Here is a 26,953-nt window from a genome sequence, read left to right as displayed (position 1 = left end):
GAGCGCCTAATGGCGCTCTTTTGCTGTTGGTAGCAAGCGACTTCAGAGCTTGGTCACAGTCAAAGTGGGGGCCTTGGGGTCAGGGCCTTCCACCGTGAAGCGGTAAGTACCGGCATCAAGCACATTGAGCTTGAGGTTGGCGCCCTTGGCCGCCAGCGGCTCGGCCAGATCCAGCGCCACATCGGCAACATCGCCTGACAGGGCACCGAAATCCACAGTGCTCCAATCTGAGCTCGCCACCTTAAACTCAACCGTACCGGCGCCGAGGCTGACCTCGGTGCTGTAGACTCCCCCGCCCTGATGCATCAGGGGGTTGTCTGTGCCCCAGCCATTCATGCCGCCGCGCAGGTACACCTGGGTACCGGCAAAAATGTCGGTCTTGTACACGGTCAGCAAAGGCTCGCTGCGGTTCGACAGGTCGAAGATAAAGCTGTAGCTGGTGTCCTCATCAAAGTTCATGCTGAGGTTACCACCCTTCACGGCCAGGAATTTCTCCACGCCCAGGGTCACGCTGCCATCGGCCTCACCGCTACCGAAGTCCACTGTGCTCCAGTCGCTGGAGGCAAGCTTAAAGCCCTTGCTGCCGGCGGTGAGCTGTACATCGACCCGGTAAACGCCGCCACCCAGATAGGTCATGGCGTTGTCGGTGCTCCAGCCGTTCATGTCACCGCGCAGGTACACCTGGGTGCCGGGGAACGGCTCCTCGTTGTACACGGTCAGCTGCGGGTTATCCTTGTCACTGGCATCGAGGGAGAACACATAGGTCGCCGCCAGAGCTGCACTGAACTTAAGGTTGGCACCCTTGGCCGCCAATTGCTCGGCCACGCCCTCTTCCACATCGGCAACGTCCGCAGACACACCGCCAAAGTCCACCGTGTTCCAGTCTTCCGACGCCAGCTTGAACTCATAGTCGCCGGGCGCCAGGGTGATAGCCACCCGGTATTCGCCGTTGCCAACATATTGCAGTGGATTACCTGTGCCCCAGCCGTTCAGGCTGCCACGGACATACACAGTGGTGCTGCCATAGGGCACCACATCGGGGGCACCCACAGTGGCATTGGCCGACAGACCTTCGCCCTGCGCCGAGCCCTGGGCCTTAACAAACACCGCCGTGGTGTAGGCAGGCACGGTAAAGGTGCCCTCGTTATCGCCTGCGCTGAAGCTGGCGCCGCGCACCCTGGCATCGATGGAAGATGCCAACAGCGGATGCAGGCTGAAGCCCGAGGCCGTGGGTACGGTATGGGACTGGCTGCTTGCCGTGCCATTGACCATCACCACTATGGCATCAACCGCAGGGTCGAGATCGTTAAGACCGGCGCCGTCATCCAGGCTCATCACAATCACACCCTGGGTTTGGCGCTTGCCCACATTGTGGAAGCCCACCCGGGCAATGATGTCCTCGGCGGTGGTCAGACGGAACAGCTTGCTCTGGTGACGGATTTGCAGAAACTCGCCAAACACCTCGGCGGCAAAGCCTATCTCGCTGGCCGAGGCCGCGGTATTGGGGTTTGCTGAAATACCGGCGATGGTATTCCAGTTGCCCTGGTTGTCCTGTGCCAGCGGCAGACCCACGTTCCAGTTGTTGCCGGACTGGGTAAAGTCCACATAGTTGAACCAGTCGCCGGAGTCATAGCTGTTACGGTCCATGGACTTGGAGCGCAGCATGTCGCCACCCAGCTGAAGGAAGGGAATCCCCTGACTCAAGAGCGGCACAGTGGCAGCAATGTTCTGGGTCCTAACCCTGTCTTCCAGGCTCATGCCCACGGGGAGGCTGTATTGCAGCTTGTCCCACAGGGTCTCGTTGTCGTGCTTGGACACATAGTTGATGATGTCGGCCGGATCGGTGGCATAGGCCGTGGGCTGTGAGTTCCAGCTGAAGCTGCTGCCCTTGGCCGAATTGCCGTTGAAGTCCTTGAGCACATAGTCCTTGAGGTTACCGGCCATGGACAGCCTCAGGGTGTCCTGATCCCGCAGCACTTCGTCCTTGAGCTCGCTCTGGAACAGGCTGCCACCACGGATGGCCTCACGAATTCTGTCGTTGAAGCTGCCCACCTCGGTGCCGGCCAGATTGGCCTGGGTGGCCTGCTCGAACAGGCGGTTGTCGGCCACCTCGCCGAAGTTCCAACCCTCACCGTAGAAGTAGGTGTCGGGGTCTACAGCACGCACCGCGTCCCGCGCCGCCAGCATGGCCGACTTGGGAATATGGCCCATGATGTCGAAACGGAAGCCGTCAAAACCGAAGTCCAGCGCCAGCGACACCAGGGTGTCGTTCATCAGCTTGGCCATCATGGCGTTTTCAGTGGCGGTGTTTTCACAGCAGGTAGAGCGCTGCATGGCACCGGTCACAGGGTCGTAGCGGTGGTAATAGCCGGGCACCACCTTGTCGAGCACTGAGTTGTCATACAGCCCGGAGGAGCTGGTGTGGTTGTACACCACATCGAGCACGGTGCGAAGACCGATGCCGTGCAGCGCCATGTTCATGGCTCTCAGTTCTTTCACTCTGGCCACACCATCGGGGCTTGAGGCATAGCTGCCCTCGGGGGCCAGGAAGTGCTGTGGGTCGTAGCCCCAGTTGAAGCCATCCAGACCACGCATGGCATTCACCAGTGCCTGGGCATCGGCAGAGCCGGGCAGGCTGTCTTCCAGCAGGCTCTGGATAGTGGCGCCCTTGTCCTTGGTCTTACAGGCATCGGCACTGTCGTTTATCTTGCTGCACAGTGTGCCCAGAGTGTCGGTCAGCTCTACCCGCTCATCTTCCAGCTCGTTCACCGTGGCCATGTCGGTCACAGGCAGCACATGGAAGTGGGTCAGGCCCTTTTGTGCCAGTGAACGCAGATGCTCCACAGGGGCCGAACCCTCTTCGGTGAAGGCCAGGTACTTGCCGCGGTTGGCGGCGCTGGTGCTCTCGTCACGGATACTGAAATCGCGGACATGGCCCTCGTACACCACTATGTCTTCGGGATCCGCCACCTCGGGCACCGTGTGGCCATCCCAGCCCTCGGGCATGGTGTCGATGTCACTGAGGTTAACAAACTGGCTGAAACGGCCGTTGGCAGACACGTTCACCGAGTATGGGTCGGTACTCTCCACGGTCTCCAGCTTTTTGCTGACCGGATGATACAGGGTCAGTTCATAGCGGTAATAGCGGCGGTCAAGTCCGGTACTGGTGAACGACCAGATGCCGGTGGCCGGGTCTTCGGTCATGGCCTCGCTGCGACTTAAGTTTTTCGCATCGTCATACACCTTGAGAGTCACGGCCTGAGCCGTGGGCGCCCAGAGTCTCGCGGTAACCGCATCGCCATCGTAGCTGACCCCAAGGTTTGCCTCATTGGCATCGGCATCGCCGGAGGTGTAGAGGTCATCCAACGCCCGCGCTTGTTGTACAAAGGTGGCGTAAAGTGGCTTGCCGTCGGCATCAAAGGCGGCCATCGCCAGCTGCGCCTTGGCCAAAGATTTGGCCTCTTCGGCGCTGACATCCAAATGATAGGCCTGCCAGGACGCCAGCTCCGGCGCCCTCGCCTGCTGAGCCTCGGTCAGTTCGGTGGCAGTCAGTACATGGCTACCGCCGCTGATGCCGCTGTCATCTATGGTCAGGTCTGCCTTGGCCGAATAGTGCAGCCGAACCTCGGCCACGCCTTCTTCGGTTTGATCCCATAAGAGCGTCTGACGGTCGAGCCAGTGGGCACTCATGTTGCTGAACACCGCAGGCTGTGGGCCCAGATTGAGGATGGGGTACTCAAATACTGAAGGCGTGCCATGGAGGGTAAAGTTCATCCGCACGAACTTTTCGTCATCCTGTTTGAGGGGCATCTTGAAGTCGCCGTCACCCAGAGCCTTGCCGCTGCCCTCGGTGCCCACGTGGATGATGAAGTTACCGCACTCGCCGTAGCCTTCCTTGAGGTTAAGGATCCAGTAGGCGCCGTAGTTGGGGTCTATACCATCAAACTCATGGCCATTGGCCCAGTCGCTGCTGTCGAATGGCGGCGCATAGGCGTCACAGGTGTCGTTGTTCCAGGTGTGCAACCGATAGCCGTTATAAACAGGATCGTTGGGGCTGTTATCGGCATCCTTGGGACGGTTGTAATAGATCACCGCCTCGTTGGCCTTGGGGAAATACACAGGGTCAGGCAAGGTGGGATCGGCGCCCACCACACACTGCTCGTTTTTGGCATCGGGCACTGTGGGTGGCGGGCACTGGATAGGTGGCGGCGCCACGCACTGGGTGCCGCTGGCGTCGGGCACCATGGGCACATTACATGTCAGCAGCACCTCGCCGGGCTCGGATGAATCGCTGCCACAGCCCCACAGCAGGCTGGCACCAAGCACCAGCGCAGACAGTCGGGCAAGTTTAGAGATACTCAGCATGAGTCGTCCCTCGGTAAAAGTGAGTTGATGTCCTTGTCGCACCGCCCTGGGGTTACATGGCATAGGTCACCCCCAGGAAGAATTGGCGGCCGAAATACTGCAGGGTGCCTGTTTTGGCCTCGGTGCCGAAGTAGCTCTTGGTGGGCTCGTCGGTGAGGTTGTTGACCTGGAACAGCACCCCGAGATTGTCGTTAATCTGATAGGAGGCCTGATAGTCAATCACGGTTTCGGCATCGTAATTCACTACCTGACTGTTAATGGCCACCTGCTCAGACACGAAGGACGAGCGATAACGGGCGCTGATACGGGTTTCAAAACCCTCGTAGCCATAGAACAGGGTCAGGTTGGCAACGTGCTTCGACAGTCCTTCCAGAGTCTGAGGCACACTGTCGCCCCCCAGACTGGTGAGTTTCTGCACCTCACTGTCGGTGTAGGAGTAGCTGGTGTTCATCCCCAGGCCATCGAAGGGGCTGGGCAGTGACGCAAACACCTGGGTGTAGGCCAGTTCCAGACCGCGGATATAGCCGCCTTCGGTGTTGTTGACCGCCGTGGTGTAGGTGCCGTTGGTGGTGGCTTTCTGCTCACCGCTGTCGGGATCCACTATGTAATCGGGCACGTTGAAGCCGTGGCCGCGGAAGTCAAAGTCGGCGATAGCCACAGTGTCGATAAAGGAGTCGATGTCCTTGTAAAACAGCGCCGCCACCAACGCGCCCTCTTCGAAGTAGTACTCGTAAGACAGATCATACTGGGTGGCGTAGAAGGGCATCAGGAAGGGGTTATTGGTACTGGAGCCGTTAATCTCGCCATCATCGTTAACCGAGGCACTGACATCCCCCGCCAGGCGGTTGATGGGTGGCCGCGACATGACCTTGGCCGCCGCAAAACGCAGCTGGCTGTCGTCGGTGAGCTTGAGGCTCAGGTTCATGGATGGCAGATAGTCGGTATAGGTCACTCCCACGACTGTTGGGGCATAGAGGTCGTTGACTATGCCGTTTTCATCGACAATGTACTGGGCACCCTGGGCCGGATCGCCGCCCACGTTTTGCAGCATGGTGGCCGACTGATCCGTATCCACCACGCGCAGACCTATGTTACCGGTCAGCGGCAAGCCACCGATTTCGGTGTCTATGTTGAACATCAGGTAGCTGGCCAGCACCTTTTCATACACTTCGCCGCTTTGCAGTACAGACCAGGAATAGTTGGTGGTGTAACCCATGGGGTCGAGCACCCCATCGGCATTACCCCAGGTTTGCACCGGCTGAGGGATACCCTCTGGGAACCAGGCGTTGAGCGCCTTGTCGAGGTCGATGGCCAGATAAGAGGGGAAGTAGCTGAAGTCGCCGCTCCAATCCACCACTGTCACCATATCCTGGGTCAGTCGCAGTGGCGGCTCGGTGCTGGAGAAGCCGCCGTCGTTGCCATACTCAAACACCGAGCGGTCGTTGCTGTAGGTTCGGTCGGACCAACGCACGCCAAACTCCACCGACGCCAGCCAGTCACTGTCTAGATCGTACTTGAAGTCCAGACGATAGGCTTTTACTTCATCTTCGTTTTCATAGGGATAGATGCCGTATTTACTCACCATCACCCTATTGATGTCCGAGAAGGCATCGGCCTGATTGAAGCCGAGATCCGGCAGGTCCAGCCCATTGAGCAGGTAGCTGATGGAGACGTTTTCATCGAACAACGGCTTGTCGGCATTGGCATCCACGGCCACGTTTGACCACAAAAGGCCGTTACGGAAATCGCTCTTGGCGGAGGAATAAGACACGTCCGCCGCCACATTCAGGCGGTCGGTTATCTGCCAGTCGGCGTTCACCCCAAAGCTGTTGACCTGGTCGAAGTCCTGGTTGTCATCGTTCACCAGTTCCACCCGGGTGTAACTTTGGGACGTGCGGTTAAAGGTGCCGCCTATCACTGAGTTGCCATCCAGCACGGGATTGGCCACGGCGGTGGTGGGGCCACCGAGTTTCACCCGGAAACCACGGGCAAAGGCTTCGCTGTCAAAGCGCGACAGGAAGGCATCGGCTTTGAGTTTGAAGTTACTGACCGGCGCCCACTCGATGGCGCCCATATAGCCGTTGCGCACCTCAACGCCGCCAAGATGCTGCATCTCGAAGCCTTCGCTGATGTACTCGTTGGCGGGATTGGCCTCAGGGCCATTGGTGTCATCGGCCAGGCCGTCCACATCCTTGTTGTCGCTGTAGGCCAGACCAATAAACTGGGTGGCTACGCTGGGCTGCTCGAGCCGGGCATAACCCAGTGCCACGCCCAGGGTTTCATCGAGGAACTTGCCCTGATAGGAAAAACTCAGTCTGTGGCCAAACTCCTCGGCACCATACACTTCGCTGGCCCTGTCGTTGTACATGCCACGGGCATTCACAGTGACATTCTGCTCCTTGTCAGCAGCCAGAGGGCTGGCGGTGGCCAGCTCCACAGTACCGGCCAGACCGCCTTCAATCAGCGATGCTTTTGGCGACTTGTACACGGCTGCCGAGTTGATGAGCTCAGAAGGGTATTGGTCGAATTCGATGCTGCGTGAGCCACTGGTGGACACCTGCTCACGGCCATTGAGGGTGGAAAACACAAAACCGCCGGACATCCCGCGGATATTGATTTCTGCTGCCTGGCCACCGGTGCGCACCGCCGAGATCCCCGGCAGGCGCGTGAGGGCGTCGGCCATGGACACATCGGGCAAGGCGCCCAGGTCATCGGCAGACAGCTGCTCGGAAACGGTATCGCCAAAGCGCTTGGCATTGAGTGAGTCGATAAGACTGCGGCGGTAACCCGTGACTTCGATGCGTTCCACATCGTCCGGATTGAGTTTGGCCTGATTGTCTGTCTCTTTCTCTGTGGCTTCAGCGGTTTGCGTTGGCTCGCTCTGCTGCGGCTCGGCGGCAAATGCCGCTGAATGCAGCATGGCCAAAGGCAAACCGGCAGCCGCCAACGCCAGAGTCAGGACACTGGGTTTGAGCTTGAACATGCGTTTTTCTCCCTGGTCTTACGACACTTGTTGAGGCCAACACCCGCCTGTACCGCAGACACCAAGGAGTATTGGATCCTGTGGACCCATACTAAGCTTGGTCAAATTATCAGCTCAATCTTATGCATACGTATTCACAACAAGTACGCAACATTTGCAACAATCGGCAACACCAGGGAAAAGCGAAAAAACACAGGAAAAACAAAGCCGCGAGCGATGAAAAAGCGCGCGCGGCCTGGGAGGGTGAAGGAGCTCGGGAGAGAGGCCCGGAGTTGGAGGAAGCTCTTGAGAGAGCGGCGTCAGGCCAGCAAACGGGCCAGCTCGCTGTGGCAACGGATCTCCAGATGGGGCTGGATACCCTGCTCAATGACTTTTGCATCTGGGTTGTACCAGCAGGTGTGCAGCCCGGCGTTGAGGCCCCCCAGAATGTCGCTCGACAGGGTATCGCCCACCATCAGCACCCGCTCGCGGGCCGGATTGCCCATGGCATCCAGGGCATGGTCGAAAATGGCCCGGTCGGGTTTGGCAAGGCCCACCTCTTCGGAAATCACGAGCACCTCAAAATGGTCGGCAAAGCCGGTGCGCTCGAGGCGAATGCGCTGCAGCTCGGTAAAGCCGTTGGTGATGATGCCAAGGCGGTAACGCCCCTTAAGGCTTTCGAGCAGCTCAGGCACCTCGGGCAAGGGGGCACAAATGTCGGCCATGGCCGATAAAAAACCCGAGTTCAGCGCGGCCGGGGCCACGCCCAGGCGCTCACCCCACTGGGCAAATCGCTGCTCCTGCAGGGTTTTGGCACTGATGCGCCCCTCCTGGTATTCAACCCACAAAGGCTTGTTAACCTGTTGATACTCCTGATAATGGGCCGCATCAAAGTCAACGCCGAAGCGCTGGAACAGGCGCTTGAGTCCGGCAAAGGCATCGAAATGAAACAGGGTTTCATCGGCATCAAACAGTACCCAATCAAAACCGAGCGGCTGGCAGTTGGACATCTCATTTCCTGTTAATGACGGCATCAGGGACGCCGATTGTACGCCCAAATACCCCCGCGCCCAAACCCCGCCCGGGACTTTTCGCCCTGGTTCTGCCCCCGCGGCCTTTAACGTCGCTCCACCGGGTCGTCACTGCCGACTATTGCATCCCCCTGCGATCGCAGGCGGCGGAAGTAATCTTTGGCGGCTGCCCGCACCCGTGGGGCAAGCAGCAGCGCCGCCGTCATGGTGGGAATGGCCATCAGGCCGTAAGCGCCATCGATGATATTGACTATGTCGGTAAGGCTATTGGTGGCTGCAAACAAAATCGCCAGCAAATACAAATACAAATACCAGCGCTCGCGCCTTGCACCAAAGAGGAAGGCGAAGCACTGACTGCCGTAAAAGGCCTGGGTGAAGATGGTGGTAATGGCAAAAAAGCACACGCAAATCAGCAGCAGATAAGGGCCAACGCCGGGGATGGTTTCGGCAAAGGCGGCGCTGGAGAGGCTGATGCCGTTGGCGCCGCCCTGCTCCCACACGCCGGAAATCAGAATAATCAGCGCCGTTGCCGTGCACACCAACAGGGTATCGATGGCGGGGCCGAGCATGGCCACCAGCCCTTCTTTCACCGGCTCTGAGGTTTTGGCATTGCCGTGCACCATCACCTCGGTGCCAATACCGGCCTCGTTGGAAAAGGCCGCCCGCTTAACGCCGGTGAGCATGGTGCCCAAAATCCCGCCCGCCACCGACTGCACCGAAAAGGCATCTTCCACAATGCGCCACAGGTGCATGGGCACTTCGCCGAGATGGCTGAAAATCACATAGAGGGCGCAGCCCACGTAAAGCAGGATCATCGCCGGCACCACCCGAATCGCCACGGCGGCAATGCGCTTGATCCCCCCCAAAATCACCAATGCCACCAGGGTCATGATGGCGAGGCCCATTCCCAGCTCCAGGGCAAAATGCTCGCCACTGCCCACGGCAACGCCCGTGTCGCCGGGGGAGAGAAACAGATATTCCTTGAGGATTTGTACCAGCTGATTGGTGTTGAACAGCGGGAAGTTACCCACCAGCCCCACCAGACAAAAGAACACCGCCAGCGGCTTCCATTTGGCGCCAAGCCCATGGGTGATGATGTACATGGGGCCGCCGCGCACCCGGCCGGTTTCATCTGTGCCGCGATACATAATTGCCAGGGTGCAGGTAAAAAACTTGGTGGCCATACCCACCAGCGCACTCACCCACATCCAGAAAATGGCCCCCGGGCCGCCTGCCACTATCGCCAGCGCCACCCCGCCGATGTTGCCCATGCCCACGGTGCCGGCCATGGCGCTCGACAGGGCCCCGGCATGGCTGATATTGCCTGCGGCATCGGCCTCGGGATACTTGCCACGTACTATATCGATGGCATGTTTAAGGTAGCGAAAAGGCGCAAGACCCGAATAAATCAGAAAAAACAACCCGCCACCCACCAGCAGGAACAGCATGTGCGGCCCCCAGGCAAAGGCGGCAAACTGGGCGGCTAAGGAAGCAAAATCAAACGGCGTTTGTTCGTTCATAGTGTTGCTATTATGTTACGCATGATGGTGCTAACTTATCAGGCACGATTCAAGGTTGAAAGTCCGGCCTTTTAACGCCGGCAAACCAGGCAATAAATCAGGCAATAACGTCAAAGGGAGAGGAGCAAATGGAAAAAGCAAAAATTCTGGTCATTGACGACGACCCTGTGTGTATTGGCGTGCTCCTCTCGCTGCTGGCGGAACACTATGAGGTGACCGCTGCCAATTCAGGCAGCACCGCACTCGAACTCTTGTCGGTAATGCGCCCCAATATTGTGCTGCTGGATATCACCATGCCCAACATCAACGGTTATCAGGTAATCCGCCAACTCAAGTCTGATGCGGCAACCGCTGACATTCCTGTCATTGTGATAAGCTCACTGACAGAAGCCTCGGATCAGGAATTCGCTTTCAAGCTGGGAGCCACCGACTATCTGCCCAAACCCATCATGCCAAACGCCATTTACGGTTTACTGGACAAATACTTAAGCCACTAAGGCGCAAACAGGGCAGCCAACATAAGCAACAAGCACTGCACCAAACAGTCGCCCAACGCGCGGCTTTGCTTTTGTTCCATACGGTTTTTGACAGGAATGTGCCAAGCGCTCACCGGCAGCGGCAACTAAATAGCAGGCGTTCAGCTTTCCTTCAGCCCGGACAGGCTAAAACACTGCCCAAATCACTGATACATGCATATCCAATGCTGCCCTGGCAGCCGATTTTTGTGTTCCGGAGATCGAATGACAACCCAAAGTAAATGGCCGCAATTGCTGCTTATCCTCATCGCCCTGGCGCTGCTAATCCCCGGCCTGAGCCTGCCCATGTTGAGCCTCGACGGCCAGGCCGACAAATCCCAGTTTGCCCAAACCACCATAGAACTCATGACCGACGATGGCGAAGTGCGCGGCATCCTGGGCTCGGTATCGGCCTTTTTGGGCTTTAATCAGCTGGAGGGTCAGGTCGAGATTTACCAGAAAAGCCGCAGCATCTTAGGCACCATCAGCGACCTGTTTGACAGCGGCAACCTGCTGGTTGGCATACTCATAGGCACCTTTTCGGTGGTGATCCCTACCCTGAAACTCGTATCCCAGGCCGTGCTGCTGTTTGTTTCAGGCACCCTCGCCCGGGGGCTCAAAGGCTTTATCGATGCCATCGGCAAGTGGAGCATGGCCGACGTGTTTGTGGTGGCCATTATCGTCAGCTACCTCGCCGGTAACGCCAAAGGGCAAATGGGCGAGCTCATCATCATGCACGCCCAATTCGAGCCCGGCTTCTGGTACTTTACCGGCTACTGCCTGTTCGCCATCGCCTCCAATGTGATGATGGGTAGAAAGCAAAAGGTCTCTCAATAAATTAGAAACGCGACATTCGAAGCTCTAAATGCGAATTGAGGTTCAATCGCCATATCAAGTGCTTGCCTATTAACAACTAACGTTTTTACACTCAAGGCACAAGGAAGGTGCCTATGACGTTACGACAACCCTGGACACGCGATCATTTACTCGTGGCGTTCCATCTTTACAACAAAATGCCGTTTGGCCAGATCCGCCATGGGAATAAAGAGATAGCATCCACCGCAAAATTGATGGGGCGAACCGCCTCGTCGCTCTCGATGAAAATGGCGAACATTGCTAGCTGCGATCCAAGCATCACTGAGTCTGGACGTTCAGGCCTCAAAGGAGCGTCCAAAGCGGATAAACAAATGTGGCTTGAGATGTCGAATGACAGGGAAAACTTCTATGTGGCGGCAGCCGATGCGGTTTTGAAGCTCTATCGGTCGCAAGGACAATTGCCGCCAGACATAAGCCACTTCATTGAAGGGACAACTGATTATTCGAGCGCCGAGAACGTAACCTTAACTAAAACTCGTATAGGACAAAGTCAATTCAGGCTTGCTGTGCTCAGCGCATATGATTTTAAGTGCTGTATTACCGGCATTGATATTGCTGATTTATTAGTAGCAAGCCACATAGTTCCGTGGCGTTTAGATACAGCAAATCGCCTAAATCCCAGCAATGGGCTTTGCTTATCCGCGTTGCACGACAAAGCTTTCGACAAGGGCCTAATCACGCTGAACGATCAGCTCGAAGTGACGCTATCGTCAAAACTACTTCAACAGAACAACCGTGCTTTAACCGATAATTTTGAGCGCTACGAAAATAGGCAAATATTTATTCCGAAGAAATTTATGCCTTCTCAGCAATTTCTATCCCACCACAGAAACCACATTTTTCAGCCCTAAATCCAATAGACAACAACGCCTGCTAAGCAGACGTTGTTGTCTCGCATCATATCAATGCTGTTAGTTGTTATAAGCACCACTCGAATAGTGCAGCTCATAACTGTGGCTGTAGATCTCAAGGATATTGCCGAAGGGATCTTCCATATAAATCATGCGGTAAGGCTTTTCACCCGGGTAATAGTAGCGTGGGGCTTTCATGCGCTTTTTACCACCGGCGGCAACGATTTTCTCGGCCAGGCCTTCAACATCCGGGTCTTGCACACAGAAGTGGAAGATACCGGTTTTCCAGTATTCGAAGTTGTCTTCCGGGTTCTCTTGGTTTTTGAACTCGAACAGCTCAACGCCGATGCGATCGCCGGTGGACAGGTGGGCGATGCGAAAACGCTCCCAACCGGCACCGAAAACATCGGTACACATTTCACCGATGGCCGAGTCGTCTTCCACAATCTCGGTGGGAGGCATGATGAGATACCAGCCGAGTACCTCGGTGTAAAACTTCACCGCGGCCTCAAGGTCGGGCACAGAAATACCTATGTGGGAAAAGCTGCGTGGATATGTGTTCATGGCTAACCTCGTCGTTGAAATCATGTATTCGAAAAAGCAGGACAATGGTTGCAGCCCCGGTTGTGTGTTGCTGGTAAGCGCTGCGGTATTGCCCGATGCGACAAAGGTTACGCCCGGGATGGCTCAATGAAAAATTATCATATATTCTTATTTCAATAATTATTTGTTATTAAAATCACCAGCCAACTGAGCTATGAAATGGACCGATAAGGGTTGGCGATTTGCCCAAAGCAGACGAATTGAGAGAACCCGCCATGCTAAACCCACTGTGGCTCAGGACCTTTGTTACCCTGGTGGACACAGGCCACTTTACCCAAACGGCCAATAAACTCTTTATGACCCAGCCCGGGGTAAGCCAGCACCTGAATAAGCTGGAGCAGGCCTGTGGCCACCAGCTGCTGCTTCGCAGCCGCAGCGGTATAGAGCTGACCGAGGCAGGTTCGCGGCTGTATCAGTATGCGCTTTCCCAAGCCAGGGCTGAGGCGGCGCTGCTTGGCAGTTTGGATGAAGACAATCCCTACAGCGGCATCTGCCGCCTGGCCTGCTCCGGCGCCCTGGCGCAGCTGCTCTACCCCCGGTTGCTGGCGCTGCAGGCCGAACATCCGGGGCTTAAGGTGCATATGGAGGCCGCGCCCAATGCCCGCATCATCAACGAGGTGCAGCAGGGGGACAAAGACCTTGGCATTATCACGGCGCCGCCGCCGAGGGGCCTGTTTAATGAAGCAGAAATAGGCACTCAGGCGCTGTGTTTGGTATTACCCGCAAACGCCGGCACCCTAACCAGTGCGGATGCCAGTACAGATGAGGCCGCCCTGCCCTCAATAGACGAGCTCAAAGCCCTGGGGCTGATAAGCCACCCGGATGCCGCCCATTACCTGTCGCTGTTTTTTGCCCACAGCAAACATGAAGGCTACCAGGATGCCTTTGCCGAGGACTTTCCGGTGAGCAGTTATATCAATCAGTTGGGGCAAATCCTGCTGCCTGTGTCCCTGGGGCTTGGCTTTACTGTGCTGCCGCTGTCGGTGGCAGAGCAATTCAGTGACAGGGCCAAACTCAGGGTCTGTGTTGGCAATGAGCGGGTATTCGAGCCCCTGTATCTTATTCACAAGCGCCAGCGGCAACTGCCCGCCCGATTTGATACCATCAGGGCCCTTATTGGATCTGTGCTGACCGGGAACCCCGACCCGGCTGGGCTGCAGAAGCACACCGACAGCCACTCATAAAAGACCCCATGAACCAGTCCATCAACAAGATTTTTATTATCGGCTTGCCCCGCACCGGCACCACCAGTGTGTGCGTGGCCCTGCTGGAAGCCATGCCAAAGGCCGGGCAGGCACATCTCAAGGTAGCGCACATGGCCTTTACCAAGGCAAGCTTTGAGGCTGCCGATGCCATCGCCGATGCGCCCGTGTTCAGTGACTACCAAAAGCTGGACAAACTCTACCCCAACAGTAAGTTTGTTTACCTTGAGCGCACAATCGACAGCTGGGTTCCCTCGATGCAACGGCTGCTGGAGCGGATGCTGCCAAAGCTCGACCCAAGGGCCAAAGGCGGTTTTCATCCGCAGCTCAGACGCAGTTTTAATGAGGTATTTGAGCTCGCTAAAGCGCAGGCAGGGCAAGTGGATATACTCTCTGCCCCGCACCTTGAGCAGTGTTTTACAAGGCACAGGCAGCAGGTGGAGGCCTATTTTGCCGGACGTGACGATTTGCTGTGGTTAAACCCCGCCGATGCTAGCGCACTCGCGGCGCTGCACCGTTTTTTAGGTCTTGCCGACGTCGCCGAGGACGCCCCCTTCCCACACCTGAATCAGGCAGGCCGGGTGGCCGGTTTTGATGAGTTCAAACACCCAAACAAGATACCCGCAGAATTGTCGGGCCCAGAGCGGCGCGCCTTTTTCGACTATGCCGTCAGCCGTAAAGGTTGATTTGCACTATTGTTGCCCCGTCGTCACTGATTTTACCTACTACCTTCGGCGTAGGTTCTACACTTTATCATGCTCTAATCAGCTCAATCACACCGAGGGAGACAAGCTCCCCGGGCAGGCCAGCGCAGCCGGATGAGTGCCACAGGGCACACGCTTTGAAAAACGGAAAGACAGCGAACATCAGCGGAGCGAACATATGGAACTCAACAAATTACTCATTGCCGCCACCCTTGGCTCGGTACTGACCGCGTGCGGCGGCAGCGACAACAATGATGCCCCTAAGCCACCCACGCCGCCTCCCCCACCCGCTACTATCACCCTGGAGGGTAAGGTTGCCGATGGTTATCTGGTCGGCGCCAGGGTATGCGTGGATTTAAACGAAAACAAGGTATGTGATGATGGTGAACCGAGCGCAACCACAGGCGCCGGCGGCAGTTTTTCCATCACAGATGCAACCCAACAGCAACTGGATACTTATCCGCTGGTTGTGGAAGTCACCGCTGGTACGGTTGATGAAGACACGGGCGAGGCCATCACCAGGGGCTACACCCTCAGCGCCCCTGCCGGATATGAGTTTATCAGCCCACTGACCACCATGGTGCAGGGCGAAATGGAACAGGGCAGCAGTGAAGAAGATGCAGAGGCTGCCATCAAGGCATTGCTTGGTACCACCATATCCCTGACACAGGATTATGTGGCAGCGCAGAATGACGACAGCCTCTCCAACGAACAAAAAGCCGAGTACCTGCAACTGCATCAGGTCGCGCAAGTCACCGCCAGAGTGATAGCCAACAATCTGGCTCAAATACAGGCGGCCGCCGATGCGGCGGGTATTTCGGCGGACGATCTTATCGCGTTGATTGTGGACACTGTGGTGAACGCACTTGAGACCATAGTGGCTCAGGTTGAGGCAGCCAAAGACGCCGGGGCTGATTTCGACCCCGACGCCATTGCCGGGTCGGAAGAGGTGGAGAGCGAAGCGTCAGTGTCCGATGACAATCTTGAAGAGCAAATTGAGGTGCTCCACGCCGAAGCCAGCGCAGCGGCAGCCAATCTGGTCACCGAAGTCAGTGGTGACGGCATTTTCTGGTTTGATGGCGACTACGACGCCGACGGATTGTGGCTGGAATACGGCCACGTGAAATACGATGCCACTAACCAAAAGACCATCGATGTGCATTACGAGTTGGTAAACGGCGAATTTGTCGCCCACAACAACAGCGAGTTCGGCACCGATGACTTCATTCTGACCGATACGGGTTGGCAGGCCACCACTGAGGAGTCTGTGATCACGGCGCTCAATGATGACGGCACCATCACCCTGAGCCACCCAGACTTTCCCCAACTTGCTGAGACCATAAGTGCCAAGGAGTATGCCCTCAGCGGCCTGAGTATTAAGGTGCTGCTGGCCAAGCAGGACAACACCTGGCCCTGGCATAAGGTGATGCCTGTCGATGCCAGTTTCAGTGAGGGTGCAAAAGCCTTTGCCATTGAAGTCAAAACCGCCAGCGATCAGTACCGGCTGTACTATTGGGACGGCTGCAACGAAGGCGATATGGTGGGGGGTTATTGCAACAGTGTGTGGTCGCGGATGGCCGGCGGCAGTGAAGGCCCTGCCACCAGTTTGAGTGCCCTTATCTCGGCCACCGCCTCAGACGGTACCCTCGCTAATCTGGTAGGTCCTTACATCGCCTGGCATGGCGACATGCAAATTCTTGCCGAGCTGATTCAAGGCGGCATGGCAAAGTATCACACGGTGTATTGGGGCCAAAGCAGCACAGGCGAAGCCCAGCGCTCGGTGATGCTTTATGCCACCGGCGAGTGGCGTCAGGTCACGCAATCGGGACAGACGTTGATACTGATGACGCTGCCTGACGATGTGAGACACTTTGGCGAACATGAGGATGACGGCGAATTGCTGCTGGCAGTCCATCAGGGCGCCGTGCGCCGGGGCGAGTTTATTCCCGCAGGCACCGGCGACGATGATGAAGTGATTTTCAATCTGGCCGCGAAAAACGACATTCTCACCAAGCTGGATCTGAGCCTGATGCCCGGCTCCGGCGGCGGAGATGGGCCGCACACCGGCTTTGTGTGTGACACCGGCGACTCAGAATGGGACGACAGTTCAAACTCGCCTGTCACCGGCACACTCAAGTCTCTGACCCAGTACCGCACGCTGGTGAGCGAATGTCGCAATGGTATGGCGGCCATGGCATTTACCAGCGATATGTTGGTTGGGTTCGAGTTTAAGGAATATGACTCTGATGGCACCCTTGAAACCGTCATACGCTTCAACAGCGAGGGCGGCAACTTTACCGACTATCACGAAGAACCGGCCGAGACCACGGCATTCACCTGGAATATTAATGACATGGGTGAAGTGGTGGTAGAAGTGGACGACGGCAATGGCGGCGTAGCGATGCGTGCCTACCTGAGTATTGTCGGCAAAGATGGCGACTACTATTCCATTAAAGGCTACAGCGAAGAAGCCGAGTGGTCACAGATGGATGGCAGCGCCGGTGAAGTCTGGAGCGACAAGTGGCAGCGAATGGCGCAAGCCAACTAGCACAATAAGATGATATCAAAGCCCGGTAACACCGGGCTTTTTGCTACCCCAATACCCCTGTTTACCAACCCGCCTGCTTTTGAATGCACACCGCCGAAACAGCCATGAACCCGCCAACAAGCGCTACTCGACCACGCCATTAGTCGGAAGACCCATCGCGGCGCTTACGCACTACGGTCAGAAAATCCAGCGCCACGCCGCTGATGGCGTTAAAGCCCCGGATGCGAAACACCAGCCGGAGCAGATCCGGTCTTGGCCTGACCCTGGGTTCTACCGCACGCGGGATAAACCAGAGTGTTACCAGGGTGCGCAGCAAGGTAGACACCAGAAACACCACGAAGATGGGGCTGGCCAGCTCCCAACCGGTAAAACTCAGGAAATCCGCCGCATGGCTGGCAATAAAGCCGCCCACCATGGCGCCCACAAACACCAGGGCCGCGCTCAGCGCCGACTGCACCGCGGCGTAGGTGGCAAAGTCGGAGCGAAACGGGCGGATATCATAGAGGTAGTTGGCCGTGCTTAAGGTAAAGCCGCTCCAGGCAAAGCCGGAAAAAGCCTGAATCGCCAAAATGTACACATAGTTATCTGAGAACAGCCACAACAGCGGCAGGCTGGGGATAAGGCTTGAGGTAATCAGCATCACCAAACGGTTGCCATAGAGATCGCTGAAACGCCCCCAGAATCTCAGGGTAACAAACTGGGTCATGACGGAGGCGACGCTGGCGAGCACAAACTCCAGATAGCTGAAGTGAAGCCCTTCCAACATGTACACCGCAAAGAAGGGCGCCGAAATGGCCACCATGGCCTGCATACCGGCCACGAACAGGCTGTACTGGCGAAAGGTCGCGTCTTTCCAGGCTTCGCGAAAATTCTTGAGGGTGCGAACAAATACCCCCGGGGTGCGCACCGCCCTGGGTTCGGGGTCGTGCATCTGCCAAAGCAGCCAGGCCGACACCCAGCGCCCCATGGCCGCAATGGAAAACAGCAGGCTGAAGCCGAGCCAGGCCATGCCGGCACTGTCACACAAACTGAGGATACCGCCACCCAGGAAAAACACCGTGAGCGATGCCCCCATGGTCAGCCGGGTGCGGGCGGCAAAAAATGCGCCCCTGCGCCTTGGTGGCACCACGGCCCCCATCCAGGCCCGCCAATGGGGCTGAATAAGATTAATAAACCCGTGATAGAGCGCCGCCAGCGCGATAAAGAGCCAGACGCCATGCTCTGGCCGAAACGCCGCCAGTGCGCCCATGGACAGCACCACCAGCGCCTGCAAGGCCGCACAAAACGTAATGAATCCCTTGCGGGCAAAGTGGCTGGCCAGCCACACAGACAACAGTTGAGACAAGGCACCAAAGAGCTGCGGCAAGCCACTGACCCAGGCCATTTGCCCAAGGGTCGCCCCCATAAAAATGGCAAAGGCATTGAAGAAATTATCGGATGTGGCCGTCATGGCCGACGAGGCAACCGCTTCCTGCTGTGAGCGCTTTAAGGTGTCTCTCAGCCATCGGCAGCGCTCTGTGCGTCGTCCGGCAGTTTGGGAGGCTTCTTCAGCAGAAATAGGCAAAGACATGGGCTCGGCGCAGGCTCGATTGGGCGATAAGGTTGCGGGAATTATGGCCAACTGCGCCTGCAAGAGCAATTGGCCAATCAGGAAAAAGCGGCGTTAACGCCTGCCGCCCTGGTTCAGTTGCTCTGGCTCAGCTCCGCTTTCCAGTGCGGGCACGCAGCCACAGCCAGATGCCCACCAGAATAAAGGGCACGCTGAGCAATTGCCCAACGGTTAAGGGCAGCGAGGGGATGTAGCTTGCCTGCTCGGGCTTGACCCATTCCACCAGCATGCGGATAACAAACACGCCTATCAGGAAGGCGCCGAACAAGCGTCCTTCCAGTGCCAGTAAGGCGCGGCGCACTTGCCACAGCAGCACCGCCAGCAGCAGGTAGCCGAGGGCCTCATACAGCTGCGCCGGATGCCTTGGCAGCATGTCTACCCGGGCAAAAATCACCCCCCAGGGGCCATCGGTCACCTTGCCGTAAATTTCTGAGTTCATCAGGTTGGCAAGGCGCACACACACGGCAAATACCAGGGTGGGAAGGGCAAGATAGTCCAGCAAATACATTAGGTTAAGATTTTTGCGTTTGGCGACCCAGAGCACGCCCAAAATGGCGCCCAGGCCACCGCCGTGGCTGGCGAGGCCGCCCTTCCAGATGTAGAGGATTTCCATGGGATGGGCGAGATAGAAGTCGGGCTCATAGGCGAGACAATGCAGCAAGCGTGCGCCCACGATAATGCCGATAAACACCGGGAAAAAGAGATCATCCACCAGACCCACATTTTGCCCGGACTCCTTCAGCATATGCTTGAGCAGGGCAGCGCCGCCCCAGATACCACAGGCAAACAGCAGCCCATACCAGTGCAGGCTGATGCCGCCAAATTGAAACAGTATGGGGTCGATATTCCAGGTCATAGGCTTGGCTCTCTCGTAATAAATCGGGTATTGAGACAGGAAAACACCGCCCCCTGAGTTACCAAACGGGCGGTGCTGTCATTCAAATAATGCAGGCTTTGAGGCGGTCGGCCTGGGTCAGCAAGCTCTGATACAGGGTAAACTGATTGGCGGCCCTGTCCAGATTGTGGCCTTCACGGTGTACGTGGAAATAGAGGTCCCCATTCAGGTAGTCCGTTAAAAAGCGTACGCCAATCATCAGGCACATGATACGGGCCCCCAGCCACAGGCTTTCGCGCTCTGCCGATTCCAGCACATCACCCAGCTCAGCCAGGTAACCACGACAAATGGCCGCAAAAATTTCCGGCCGTACCCGCACCTTGTCCAGCGCCTTGCTGTCTTCCGCCTCGGGGGAGGTAAAGGTACGCACCATGTCGCCAAAGTCATACATCAGATGGCCCTTCATACAGGTATCCAAATCGATGATGGCCATGGCGGAGTCGTCACGCTTATCAAAAAGCATGTTATTGATTTTGGTATCGTTATGGCAAACCCGCAGCGGCAACTTGGGCTCGAGCGCCGCCAGTTCGTTAAGCAGGCCGCGCTGGCCGAGGACAAAATCGACCCACTCACGGCAACTGGCGAGGCGACCGGCCCTGTCGTCGGCAACCGCCTGCTCCAATGCCGCCAAACGGCCCGGCAGGAAATGAAACTTGGGAATAACATCGCCAATCTGGGTGGCGTCGAAGTCGCACAGGGCACGGGCGAAATGCCCAAAGGCACGGGCGGCCTGCTCGGCCTGAGCCTCGCTGCCAACCACATCTATGCTGCTGGAGTGCTTGAGATAACGAATGGCGCGCCAGAAACCAGCCTCGCCCAAATCAATGCCCAGCTCGCCCCCGGCGGTGGTTTTGGGACTGACCACTTTCAGTTCGTAGTCTTTGCCTTCTTTTTCGCCCAAATGGCGACTGATGAGTTCGGCATTTTCCACCAGGGTCCAGGGAGTGGGGAACACACTGGTATTGAGACGCTGCAGCACCATGCTGCCCTCGTCCCAGGTCACCAGAAAGGTGTCATTGATGTGTCCATTGCCCAGAGGTGAAACCTTCGCAGCATTGCCTTCCAATCCATAGTGAGGCAGAACCCGCTGCCGGATAACTTCAATCACTCAATAACTCCATCAATCTTGATCTTACCCGGGGCACATCATCTGCGTACGTTACCCCGAGCCATTCCCCCTGGGCGGTTTCGACCCGAACCTGTTGTCCCTGGTCGATACCGGCTTGCACAACATCGGGAAGATAACACTCCTCCCCCGGCAATGGCGATGCCAAAAGAAAGGATATTAACGCGTCCCGCAACCAGCTGACAACGCTGTCATCAAATCCCCACAGGGTCATGGAAACCGGTACATCGGGCGCCAATGGCCACAGTTGGCCTTGAAAGCGACCTTCGAGGCCCCCCTGAGACGCAATAATCTCTTTGTATTCTTCAACCCGGGCAAGATAGCCATCTTTGACCTGGCAAATGCCGCGATTTACCCCGCCGTGCTCCGATAGGGTGGCAGCAAGGGGATAAGCAACCATTAACCAGCCGCCACGCTTGAGGCCCTCGGCCATACAGGCAAAGGCATGATCGCCATAAAAGTCATCGGCGGTGATCACCGCAAAAGGGCCCTTAAGTTGGTGCCGGGCACAGTAAAGGGCGTGGGCCGTGCCCCAGGGCTTGGTGCGCGCCTCGACCAAGGCGGCAAGCTTGTCGGCAGGCAGAGGCAGGTCATCCAGGGCTTGAATGCAAAAACGTAAGTCAAAATCGGCGGGAACCTGAGAGGCCAGCTGCGCCGCGAGCTGTGATTCCAGTTCAGGACGAATCACCAGCACGGCACGGGTAAAGCCTGCCTTAATGGCGCTTTGAATGGACAACTCCAACATGGTTTCGCCCCTGGGGCCAAGCCGGGCCAGCTGCTTGTCGCCGCCAAAACGACTGCCAAGCCCGGCGGCAAGAATCACCAATGTCAGTTCAGCCATAACGCCTTGAATCCCCGGAAACCGCAAACACCACAATAAGCCCGAGAGTGTACTGCATGGCCTTTTACAGGCGCCAGCAGAATATCAGGGGGTGAGAAACCCGGCGAACGCCTGATGTCCCTCGATGGCCGCCTGGCTGCCTTTGAGGCTGAAACCCTGGCCACAGAGCTGCACGTTCCCCCGAAGTGCCAGATCCCGCACTATGGACTGGGTGTCCAGCGGCGAGAAACGGGCGCGGCGCATCCCCTGCTCGTCGGCCACCTGCATTGGGCGGTATCTATTGCCGTTGTTAAACAGCAGGCTGGCGCAGTGACGCTCACCTTCTGCCGTGGCGAGTGACCAAATGATGCCGCTACTGCCACTGTTCGCTCGCCAGCTCAGAATCAGCGCTTCTTTATCGAGGGTCAGCACCAGGCCGGACTCCAGCCGGGTGGTTTGTGCTGCCAGCACTTCGGTGTTATCAGCCGCCTCAAGCGGCGCCTCTGTAGTGCCGCTCAGGCGCGTGCCAATGGCAACAACCGCCGCCATCAACAAGAGGGCTGCCGCGCCGGACAGATAAAATCGCCACCAGTTTTTAAGGTGCAGGTAAATGGCCTCCATCAGCACCTCGAGCGAGCCATCCCCATTGAAGGCATCGCTCCAACTTCTGAGCGGCCGGGGTGCGGGCTCTGCGCCATAGGCTTCATTGCCCGCAAACGACTCATCGTCAACCATGTCGTCATCCCGCACATCAGCGGCGGCCCTGCGCTGGGTAAATTGCTGCCAGATGGGCGCGTCCTGATGATGGTGGTCGATGTCGTGGGAGTGCCGCGCTTCGATTGTTTGCACCGGCTCTTCAAGCGTCCGTGGGCGGGCGGTCTTTATGCCGGAGCTCGCATCGAGGGCCAGATGGTGATCGCGGGTTGCCGACATGCCAAACACTGCCAGTGCATCGGTCTTGGCCTGTTCAGTTTCTCTGTCATCGTGAAACCCTGCTTGCCGGTAGCGGCTATCGGGCCGCGGGTTTTGTGCTTTGCCGTCAGATATGTCGGTGTCATGGTCAGCACGGCTGGCAGCGCGCCATACGCTGGTTTCCTCTGCTTCGTCTTCGTCGGGGTCATCCCAAGCTGAATCAAAGGCGTCATCAAGCCCTTCAGCGCCGAGGGTCGGTTCACGCCTCGGAGCCAGAGGCTCAGGTACCGGCATATCCGCCGACCAATAGCCATCGACGTAGTCTTTCGCAGGCCGTGATGGCAATACGCTGACCAGGAGGGTGATACCAAGGCCCAAAGCAAAGCAAATCAGCCCCAGTGCGGCATTGCCAGCCATGCTCAGCACCAACAGCCAGAATGGCAAAGGGACCAGAGCGGCGACCAGATAGCCACGGGGCCTGTGGGCGTCGCGGCAACGACGCACCAGCGACAGGCCAAACAGCGCTGCAAGCAGCATTCCGGGCAGCCACAACCAATGGCCGCTGCCAAACAGCAACACCAGAATCCCGGGAAGGGTGTAGGTCACCAAGCCAATGGCGCCGGTGCGGCGACCATTGTCACAACCCACGGTGGTAAACAAACTGCCTGGCTGCAAAGCATCACCTCAGAAAACATGACAATATAATCTTGGGCAGACTAGCCAATTTTCAGTGAAATGTCAGCGTCTGTCCCGTGTGGCTGGCGCAGAAGGCAGCAGCGGGAATATAATAGTCGGCTTATTCTTGTATTTTGACGGGCCAACATCCGGGCCCGGCGACCAGCCTGAGCGGAAAAGCCAACAGATGAGCACTCGTGGAAATCTTTTTATCGTATCGGCCCCCAGCGGTGCCGGTAAGTCTTCGCTGATTTCAGCCCTGCTGAAAGATAAGCCGGCCGACAAGCAGGTGTCTGTGTCCCACACCACCCGCAAACCGCGGCCGGGCGAAGAAAACGGCGTGCATTATCACTTTGTCAGCGTGGATGAATTTAAAGCGCTTATCGAGCAGGACGCCTTTTTCGAGTGGGCCGAAGTGTTTGGCAACTTTTATGGCACCTCACGCCTTACCGTACAGGAAACCCTGGAGCGCGGCATCGATGTATTTTTGGATATCGACTGGCAGGGTGCCCAACAGGTGAAAAAACTCATGCCCGAAGCCATGGGGATTTTTATTCTGCCCCCCAGCCGTGAAGAGCTGGAACGCCGCCTCATTGGCCGCGGCCAGGACAGCGATGAAGTGATAGCCTCACGTATGGCACAGGCCGTGTCTGAAATGTCCCATTACTCTGAATATGAGTATGTTATCGTTAACGATAACTTTGATGAGGCCCTGGCCGATTTGCAGGCTATCATCCGCGCCGGGCGCTTAACCTGCGCTGGTCAAGCCCGCACCCACGGTGATATGCTTAAGGGTCTGTTGGCAGACTGACTGCCTTAGTGTACACTTTTGCGTCATTTTTTTACTGGACCGGTGCATTTACCGGCTAAATTTGGGAGTTCCACTACATGGCTCGCGTAACTGTAGAAGACGCCGTTAAGCAAATCGGCAACCGTTTTGACATGATCCTGGTTGCGGCGCGTCGTGCCCGTCAAATCGCCGTTCAGGGCAAAGACCCCATGGTGGAAGAGCAGAACGACAAGCCAACGGTTATCGCCCTGCGCGAAATCGAAAAAGGCCTGGTGAACGCCGGTACTCTGGACGCCGATGAGCGTCAGAGCGTGCGTGAGCGCGAAGCAGCTGAAATCGCTGCCGTTGCCGCGATTGCAGAAGGCCGTTCTCTCTAATCCAAGCCCCCGGAGGTATGCCACTTGTATCTGTTTGAAGGTTTAAAGGAATCGGCTTCCGCTTACCTCGACAGCGGCCAAGTGGCATTACTCAAACAGGCTTATCAGGTCGCCCGCGATGCCCATGAAGGGCAGATGCGCACCAGCGGCGAACCTTACATCACCCATCCGGTGGCTGTAGCCAAGATTCTGTCCGACATGCGTCTCGACCACGAGACGCTGATGGCAGCGCTGCTGCACGACACCATCGAAGATACCCACGTCACCAAGGAAGATCTCGCTGAGCTGTTTGGCAATGCGGTGGCCGATTTGGTTGAAGGGGTGTCAAAACTCGATAAGCTCAAATTCCGCGATAAAAAAGAAGCCCAGGCGGAAAACTTCCGCAAGATGATGATGGCCATGACCCAGGATATCCGGGTTATCCTCATCAAGCTGGCCGACCGCACCCATAACATGCGCACCCTGGGTGCACTGCGTCCGGACAAACGTCGCCGCATCGCCCGTGAAACCCTGGAAATTTACGCCCCCATTGCCAACCGTCTCGGTATTCACAATATCAAGACAGAGCTGGAGGATTTGGGCTTCCAGGCGTATTACCCCATGCGCTACCGGGTGCTCAAAGAAGTGGTCAAGGCTGCCCGAGGCAATCGTAAAGAGCTTATCCAAAACATTAAAACCGGCATCCAGGCACGACTGGAAGATGCAGGCATTCATGCCAAGGTCAAAGGCCGGGAAAAAAACCTCTACTCCATCTACAACAAGATGCGCGGTAAAGAGTTACAGTTTCAGGAAGTGATGGATATCTATGCCTTCAGGGTCATAGTGGACACCATCGACACCTGCTATCGGGTACTGGGTGCCATGCACGGCCTGTATAAGCCGCGCCCCGGTCGCTTTAAAGACTATATTGCCATTCCCAAGGCCAACGGCTATCAGTCGCTGCACACCTCCCTGTTTGGTCCCCACGGTGTACCGGTGGAAATTCAAATCCGTACCGACGACATGGACCAAATGGCCGATAAAGGGGTTGCGGCTCACTGGGTTTACAAAAACGGCAACGAAAGCGGCAGCACCACGACTCAGGTCAGGGCCCGTAAGTGGATGCAAAGTCTGCTGGAACTTCAGCAAAGCGCCAGTTCCTCGTTCGAGTTTGTGGAAAACGTTAAAACCGAACTCTTCCCCGACGAAATTTATGTGTTTACCCCCGAAGGCCGCATTCTCGAGCTGCCGGTGGGTGCCACCGCGGTGGACTTTGCCTACGAAGTTCACACTGACGTGGGTAACACCTGTGTGGGCGCCCGGGTCAACCGCCAGGCTTACCCCCTCAGCCAACCACTGATTTCGGGTCAAACCGTTGAAATTATTACGGCGAAAGGCGCCAAGCCCAATGCCGCCTGGCTCAACTTTGTGGTTACCGGTAAGGCGCGCGCCAAAATTCGCCAGGTGCTGAAAAACCTCAAGCAGGATGAAGCCATTGCGCTGGGCCGCCGCTTGCTGAACCACGCATTGGGTGAAAACAAACTCGACAGCGTGGCGCCGGAACTGCTCGACAAAGTTATTCAGGAAACCAAGCACAAGGATTTGAACAGTCTGCTGGCCGACATAGGTTTGGGCAATGCCATGAGCATAGTAATAGCCCAGCGTCTGACCGGTGGCGCCGTGCCTGAAAAGCAAAGCGAAACCCATTTGATGCCTATCCGCGGCGCCGAGGGCATGCTGGTGTCATTCGCCAAGTGCTGCCACCCCATCCCCGGCGATGCGGTGATTGCCCACGTAAGCCCCGGTAAGGGTCTGGTGGTACACATGGAAAACTGCGCCAACATTCGCGGCTATCAGGGCGAACCTGACAAGTACATCCCCGTGCATTGGGACAAGGTTGACGGCGTGGAATACCAGGCCAACCTGAGGGTAGAAATCGTTAACCATCAGGGCGCGCTGGCCAAGATCACCTCCATTATCGCCAGCGAAGGTTCCAACATTCACAACCTCAGTACCGAAGAGCGTGATGGTCGGGTGTATTTGATTAACCTGCGGATTTCAGTGCGGGATCGTATCCACCTTGCCAACGTGATGCGCCGCATCCGGGTTCTGCCCGAGGTGCTGAGAACCTCCCGAAATCGTTAGTCATTTCCCTATAAGAGAGAACCCTATGGCTGAAAAAACCATTATCGCCACCGACAAGGCTCCAGCGGCTATCGGTACCTATTCCCAGGCCGTGAAGGTCGGCTCTACCGTGTATCTGTCTGGCCAGATCCCACTGGATCCCGCCACCATGACTCTGGTTGGCGACGACTTTGAAGCCCAGACCGTGCAGGTGTTTGAAAACCTCAAGGCCGTATGCGAAGCCGCCGGTGGCAGTTTTGCCGACATCGCCAAGCTGAATATCTTCCTCACTGACCTGTCGAACTTCGCCAAAGTCAATGAGATCATGGGCCGTTACTTCAGCGAGCCCTACCCTGCCCGCGCCGCCATCGGCGTGAAAGAGCTGCCACGGGGCTCGCAGGTAGAAATGGATGGGGTGATGGAGCTCTAATCGCTTCCCCATCTGCAGGGCGCCTCGGCGCCCTTTTGT

Annotated in this window: 21 protein-coding genes; 11 read left to right on the top strand and 10 right to left on the bottom strand. The window is 57.0% G+C overall.

The features are described 5' to 3' along the window. Positions 1–42: 42 nt before the first annotated feature. The 4 genes from pulA to JQC75_RS01395 all read right to left on the bottom strand — a co-directional run bounded on the left by pulA (position 43) and on the right by JQC75_RS01395 (position 9,878). Positions 43–4,365 carry a pullulanase-type alpha-1,6-glucosidase gene (pulA, locus tag JQC75_RS01410; protein ID WP_203325748.1) on the bottom strand — a complete coding sequence of 1,441 codons (4,323 nt, stop codon included), beginning with the start codon at positions 4,363–4,365 and terminating at the stop codon, positions 43–45. Positions 4,366–4,417: 52 nt separating this feature from the next. Beyond that, positions 4,418–7,348: a TonB-dependent receptor gene (locus JQC75_RS01405; protein WP_203325747.1), complete on the bottom strand. Its 2,931-nt coding sequence runs from the start codon at positions 7,346–7,348 to the stop codon at positions 4,418–4,420. Positions 7,349–7,647: 299 nt separating this feature from the next. Next, positions 7,648–8,337, bottom strand: a complete 690-nt coding sequence (gene yjjG, locus JQC75_RS01400; protein ID WP_203325746.1) for a pyrimidine 5'-nucleotidase — start codon at positions 8,335–8,337, stop codon at positions 7,648–7,650. Positions 8,338–8,444: 107 nt separating this feature from the next. After that, complete coding sequence (locus JQC75_RS01395; protein ID WP_203325745.1) at positions 8,445–9,878, bottom strand: alanine/glycine:cation symporter family protein; 1,434 nt, start codon at positions 9,876–9,878, stop codon at positions 8,445–8,447. 128 nt (positions 9,879–10,006) lie between these two features. Between JQC75_RS01395 and JQC75_RS01390 the strand changes: the two genes are divergently transcribed. The 3 genes from JQC75_RS01390 to JQC75_RS01380 all read left to right on the top strand — a co-directional run bounded on the left by JQC75_RS01390 (position 10,007) and on the right by JQC75_RS01380 (position 12,120). After that, positions 10,007–10,375 carry a response regulator gene (locus tag JQC75_RS01390; RefSeq protein WP_203325744.1) on the top strand — a complete coding sequence of 123 codons (369 nt, stop codon included), beginning with the start codon at positions 10,007–10,009 and terminating at the stop codon, positions 10,373–10,375. Between the two features lie 243 nt (positions 10,376–10,618). Further along, positions 10,619–11,230, top strand: coding sequence for a paraquat-inducible protein A (locus JQC75_RS01385; RefSeq protein ID WP_203325743.1), 612 nt, complete (start codon positions 10,619–10,621; stop codon positions 11,228–11,230). Between the two features lie 113 nt (positions 11,231–11,343). Further along, entirely contained in the window at positions 11,344–12,120 is a 777-nt protein-coding gene (locus JQC75_RS01380; protein WP_203325742.1) for an HNH endonuclease, read from the top strand. Between the two features lie 60 nt (positions 12,121–12,180). On the opposite strand, the gene JQC75_RS01375 is transcribed toward JQC75_RS01380, so the two are convergent. Next, on the bottom strand, positions 12,181–12,684 hold the full coding sequence (locus JQC75_RS01375) for a lactoylglutathione lyase family protein (protein WP_203325741.1): 504 nt from the start codon (positions 12,682–12,684) through the stop codon (positions 12,181–12,183). On the opposite strand from JQC75_RS01375, the gene JQC75_RS18965 reads away from it, so the two are divergent. The 4 genes from JQC75_RS18965 to JQC75_RS01360 all read left to right on the top strand — a co-directional run bounded on the left by JQC75_RS18965 (position 12,683) and on the right by JQC75_RS01360 (position 17,177). Then, positions 12,683–12,814 carry a hypothetical protein gene (locus JQC75_RS18965; RefSeq protein WP_275403200.1) on the top strand — a complete coding sequence of 44 codons (132 nt, stop codon included), beginning with the start codon at positions 12,683–12,685 and terminating at the stop codon, positions 12,812–12,814. The genes JQC75_RS01375 and JQC75_RS18965 overlap by 2 nt on opposite strands. A gap of 124 nt (positions 12,815–12,938) precedes the next feature. Next, entirely contained in the window at positions 12,939–13,907 is a 969-nt protein-coding gene (locus JQC75_RS01370) for a LysR family transcriptional regulator (RefSeq protein ID WP_203325740.1), read from the top strand. Between the two features lie 8 nt (positions 13,908–13,915). Next, complete coding sequence (locus tag JQC75_RS01365; RefSeq protein WP_203325739.1) at positions 13,916–14,611, top strand: sulfotransferase family protein; 696 nt, start codon at positions 13,916–13,918, stop codon at positions 14,609–14,611. A 196-nt stretch (positions 14,612–14,807) separates the two neighbouring features. Continuing rightward, on the top strand, positions 14,808–17,177 hold the full coding sequence (locus JQC75_RS01360; RefSeq protein ID WP_203325738.1) for a hypothetical protein: 2,370 nt from the start codon (positions 14,808–14,810) through the stop codon (positions 17,175–17,177). A gap of 139 nt (positions 17,178–17,316) precedes the next feature. On the opposite strand, the gene JQC75_RS01355 is transcribed toward JQC75_RS01360, so the two are convergent. From JQC75_RS01355 to JQC75_RS01335, 5 genes are all read right to left on the bottom strand, one after another. Beyond that, positions 17,317–18,747 carry an MFS transporter gene (locus JQC75_RS01355; RefSeq protein WP_203327088.1) on the bottom strand — a complete coding sequence of 477 codons (1,431 nt, stop codon included), beginning with the start codon at positions 18,745–18,747 and terminating at the stop codon, positions 17,317–17,319. Positions 18,748–18,874: 127 nt separating this feature from the next. Further along, entirely contained in the window at positions 18,875–19,642 is a 768-nt protein-coding gene (gene lgt, locus JQC75_RS01350) for a prolipoprotein diacylglyceryl transferase (RefSeq protein ID WP_203325737.1), read from the bottom strand. 82 nt (positions 19,643–19,724) lie between these two features. Next, positions 19,725–20,789: a phosphotransferase enzyme family protein gene (locus JQC75_RS01345; RefSeq protein WP_203325736.1), complete on the bottom strand. Its 1,065-nt coding sequence runs from the start codon at positions 20,787–20,789 to the stop codon at positions 19,725–19,727. After that, positions 20,782–21,648 (bottom strand): NTP transferase domain-containing protein, encoded by an 867-nt coding sequence (locus JQC75_RS01340; protein ID WP_203325735.1) that lies wholly within the window; start codon positions 21,646–21,648, stop codon positions 20,782–20,784. The genes JQC75_RS01345 and JQC75_RS01340 overlap by 8 nt, the downstream gene beginning before the upstream one ends. 84 nt (positions 21,649–21,732) lie before the next feature. Next, positions 21,733–23,214: a hypothetical protein gene (locus JQC75_RS01335; RefSeq protein WP_203325734.1), complete on the bottom strand. Its 1,482-nt coding sequence runs from the start codon at positions 23,212–23,214 to the stop codon at positions 21,733–21,735. A 187-nt stretch (positions 23,215–23,401) separates the two neighbouring features. Here JQC75_RS01335 and gmk point away from each other — a divergent pair, with 187 nt between their 5' ends. The 4 genes from gmk (at position 23,402) to JQC75_RS01315 (ending at position 26,914) form a co-directional block, all read left to right on the top strand. Beyond that, complete coding sequence (gene gmk, locus JQC75_RS01330) at positions 23,402–24,025, top strand: guanylate kinase (protein ID WP_203325733.1); 624 nt, start codon at positions 23,402–23,404, stop codon at positions 24,023–24,025. 77 nt (positions 24,026–24,102) lie between these two features. Further along, on the top strand, positions 24,103–24,381 hold the full coding sequence (rpoZ, locus tag JQC75_RS01325) for a DNA-directed RNA polymerase subunit omega (RefSeq protein WP_011758386.1): 279 nt from the start codon (positions 24,103–24,105) through the stop codon (positions 24,379–24,381). Between the two features lie 24 nt (positions 24,382–24,405). Further along, a complete protein-coding gene (gene spoT / locus JQC75_RS01320; RefSeq protein WP_203325732.1) occupies positions 24,406–26,505 on the top strand; it encodes a bifunctional GTP diphosphokinase/guanosine-3',5'-bis pyrophosphate 3'-pyrophosphohydrolase in 2,100 nt (699 codons plus the stop codon). A gap of 25 nt (positions 26,506–26,530) precedes the next feature. After that, positions 26,531–26,914 carry a RidA family protein gene (locus JQC75_RS01315; protein ID WP_203325731.1) on the top strand — a complete coding sequence of 128 codons (384 nt, stop codon included), beginning with the start codon at positions 26,531–26,533 and terminating at the stop codon, positions 26,912–26,914. Positions 26,915–26,953 lie beyond the last annotated feature (39 nt).

The sequence above is a fragment of the Shewanella litorisediminis genome (genome assembly GCF_016834455.1).
Taxonomy (GTDB): Bacteria; Pseudomonadota; Gammaproteobacteria; order Enterobacterales; family Shewanellaceae; genus Shewanella; species Shewanella litorisediminis.
Note: the sequence above shows the minus strand (reverse complement) of the source record. Positions and strands in the feature narration are given on the sequence as shown.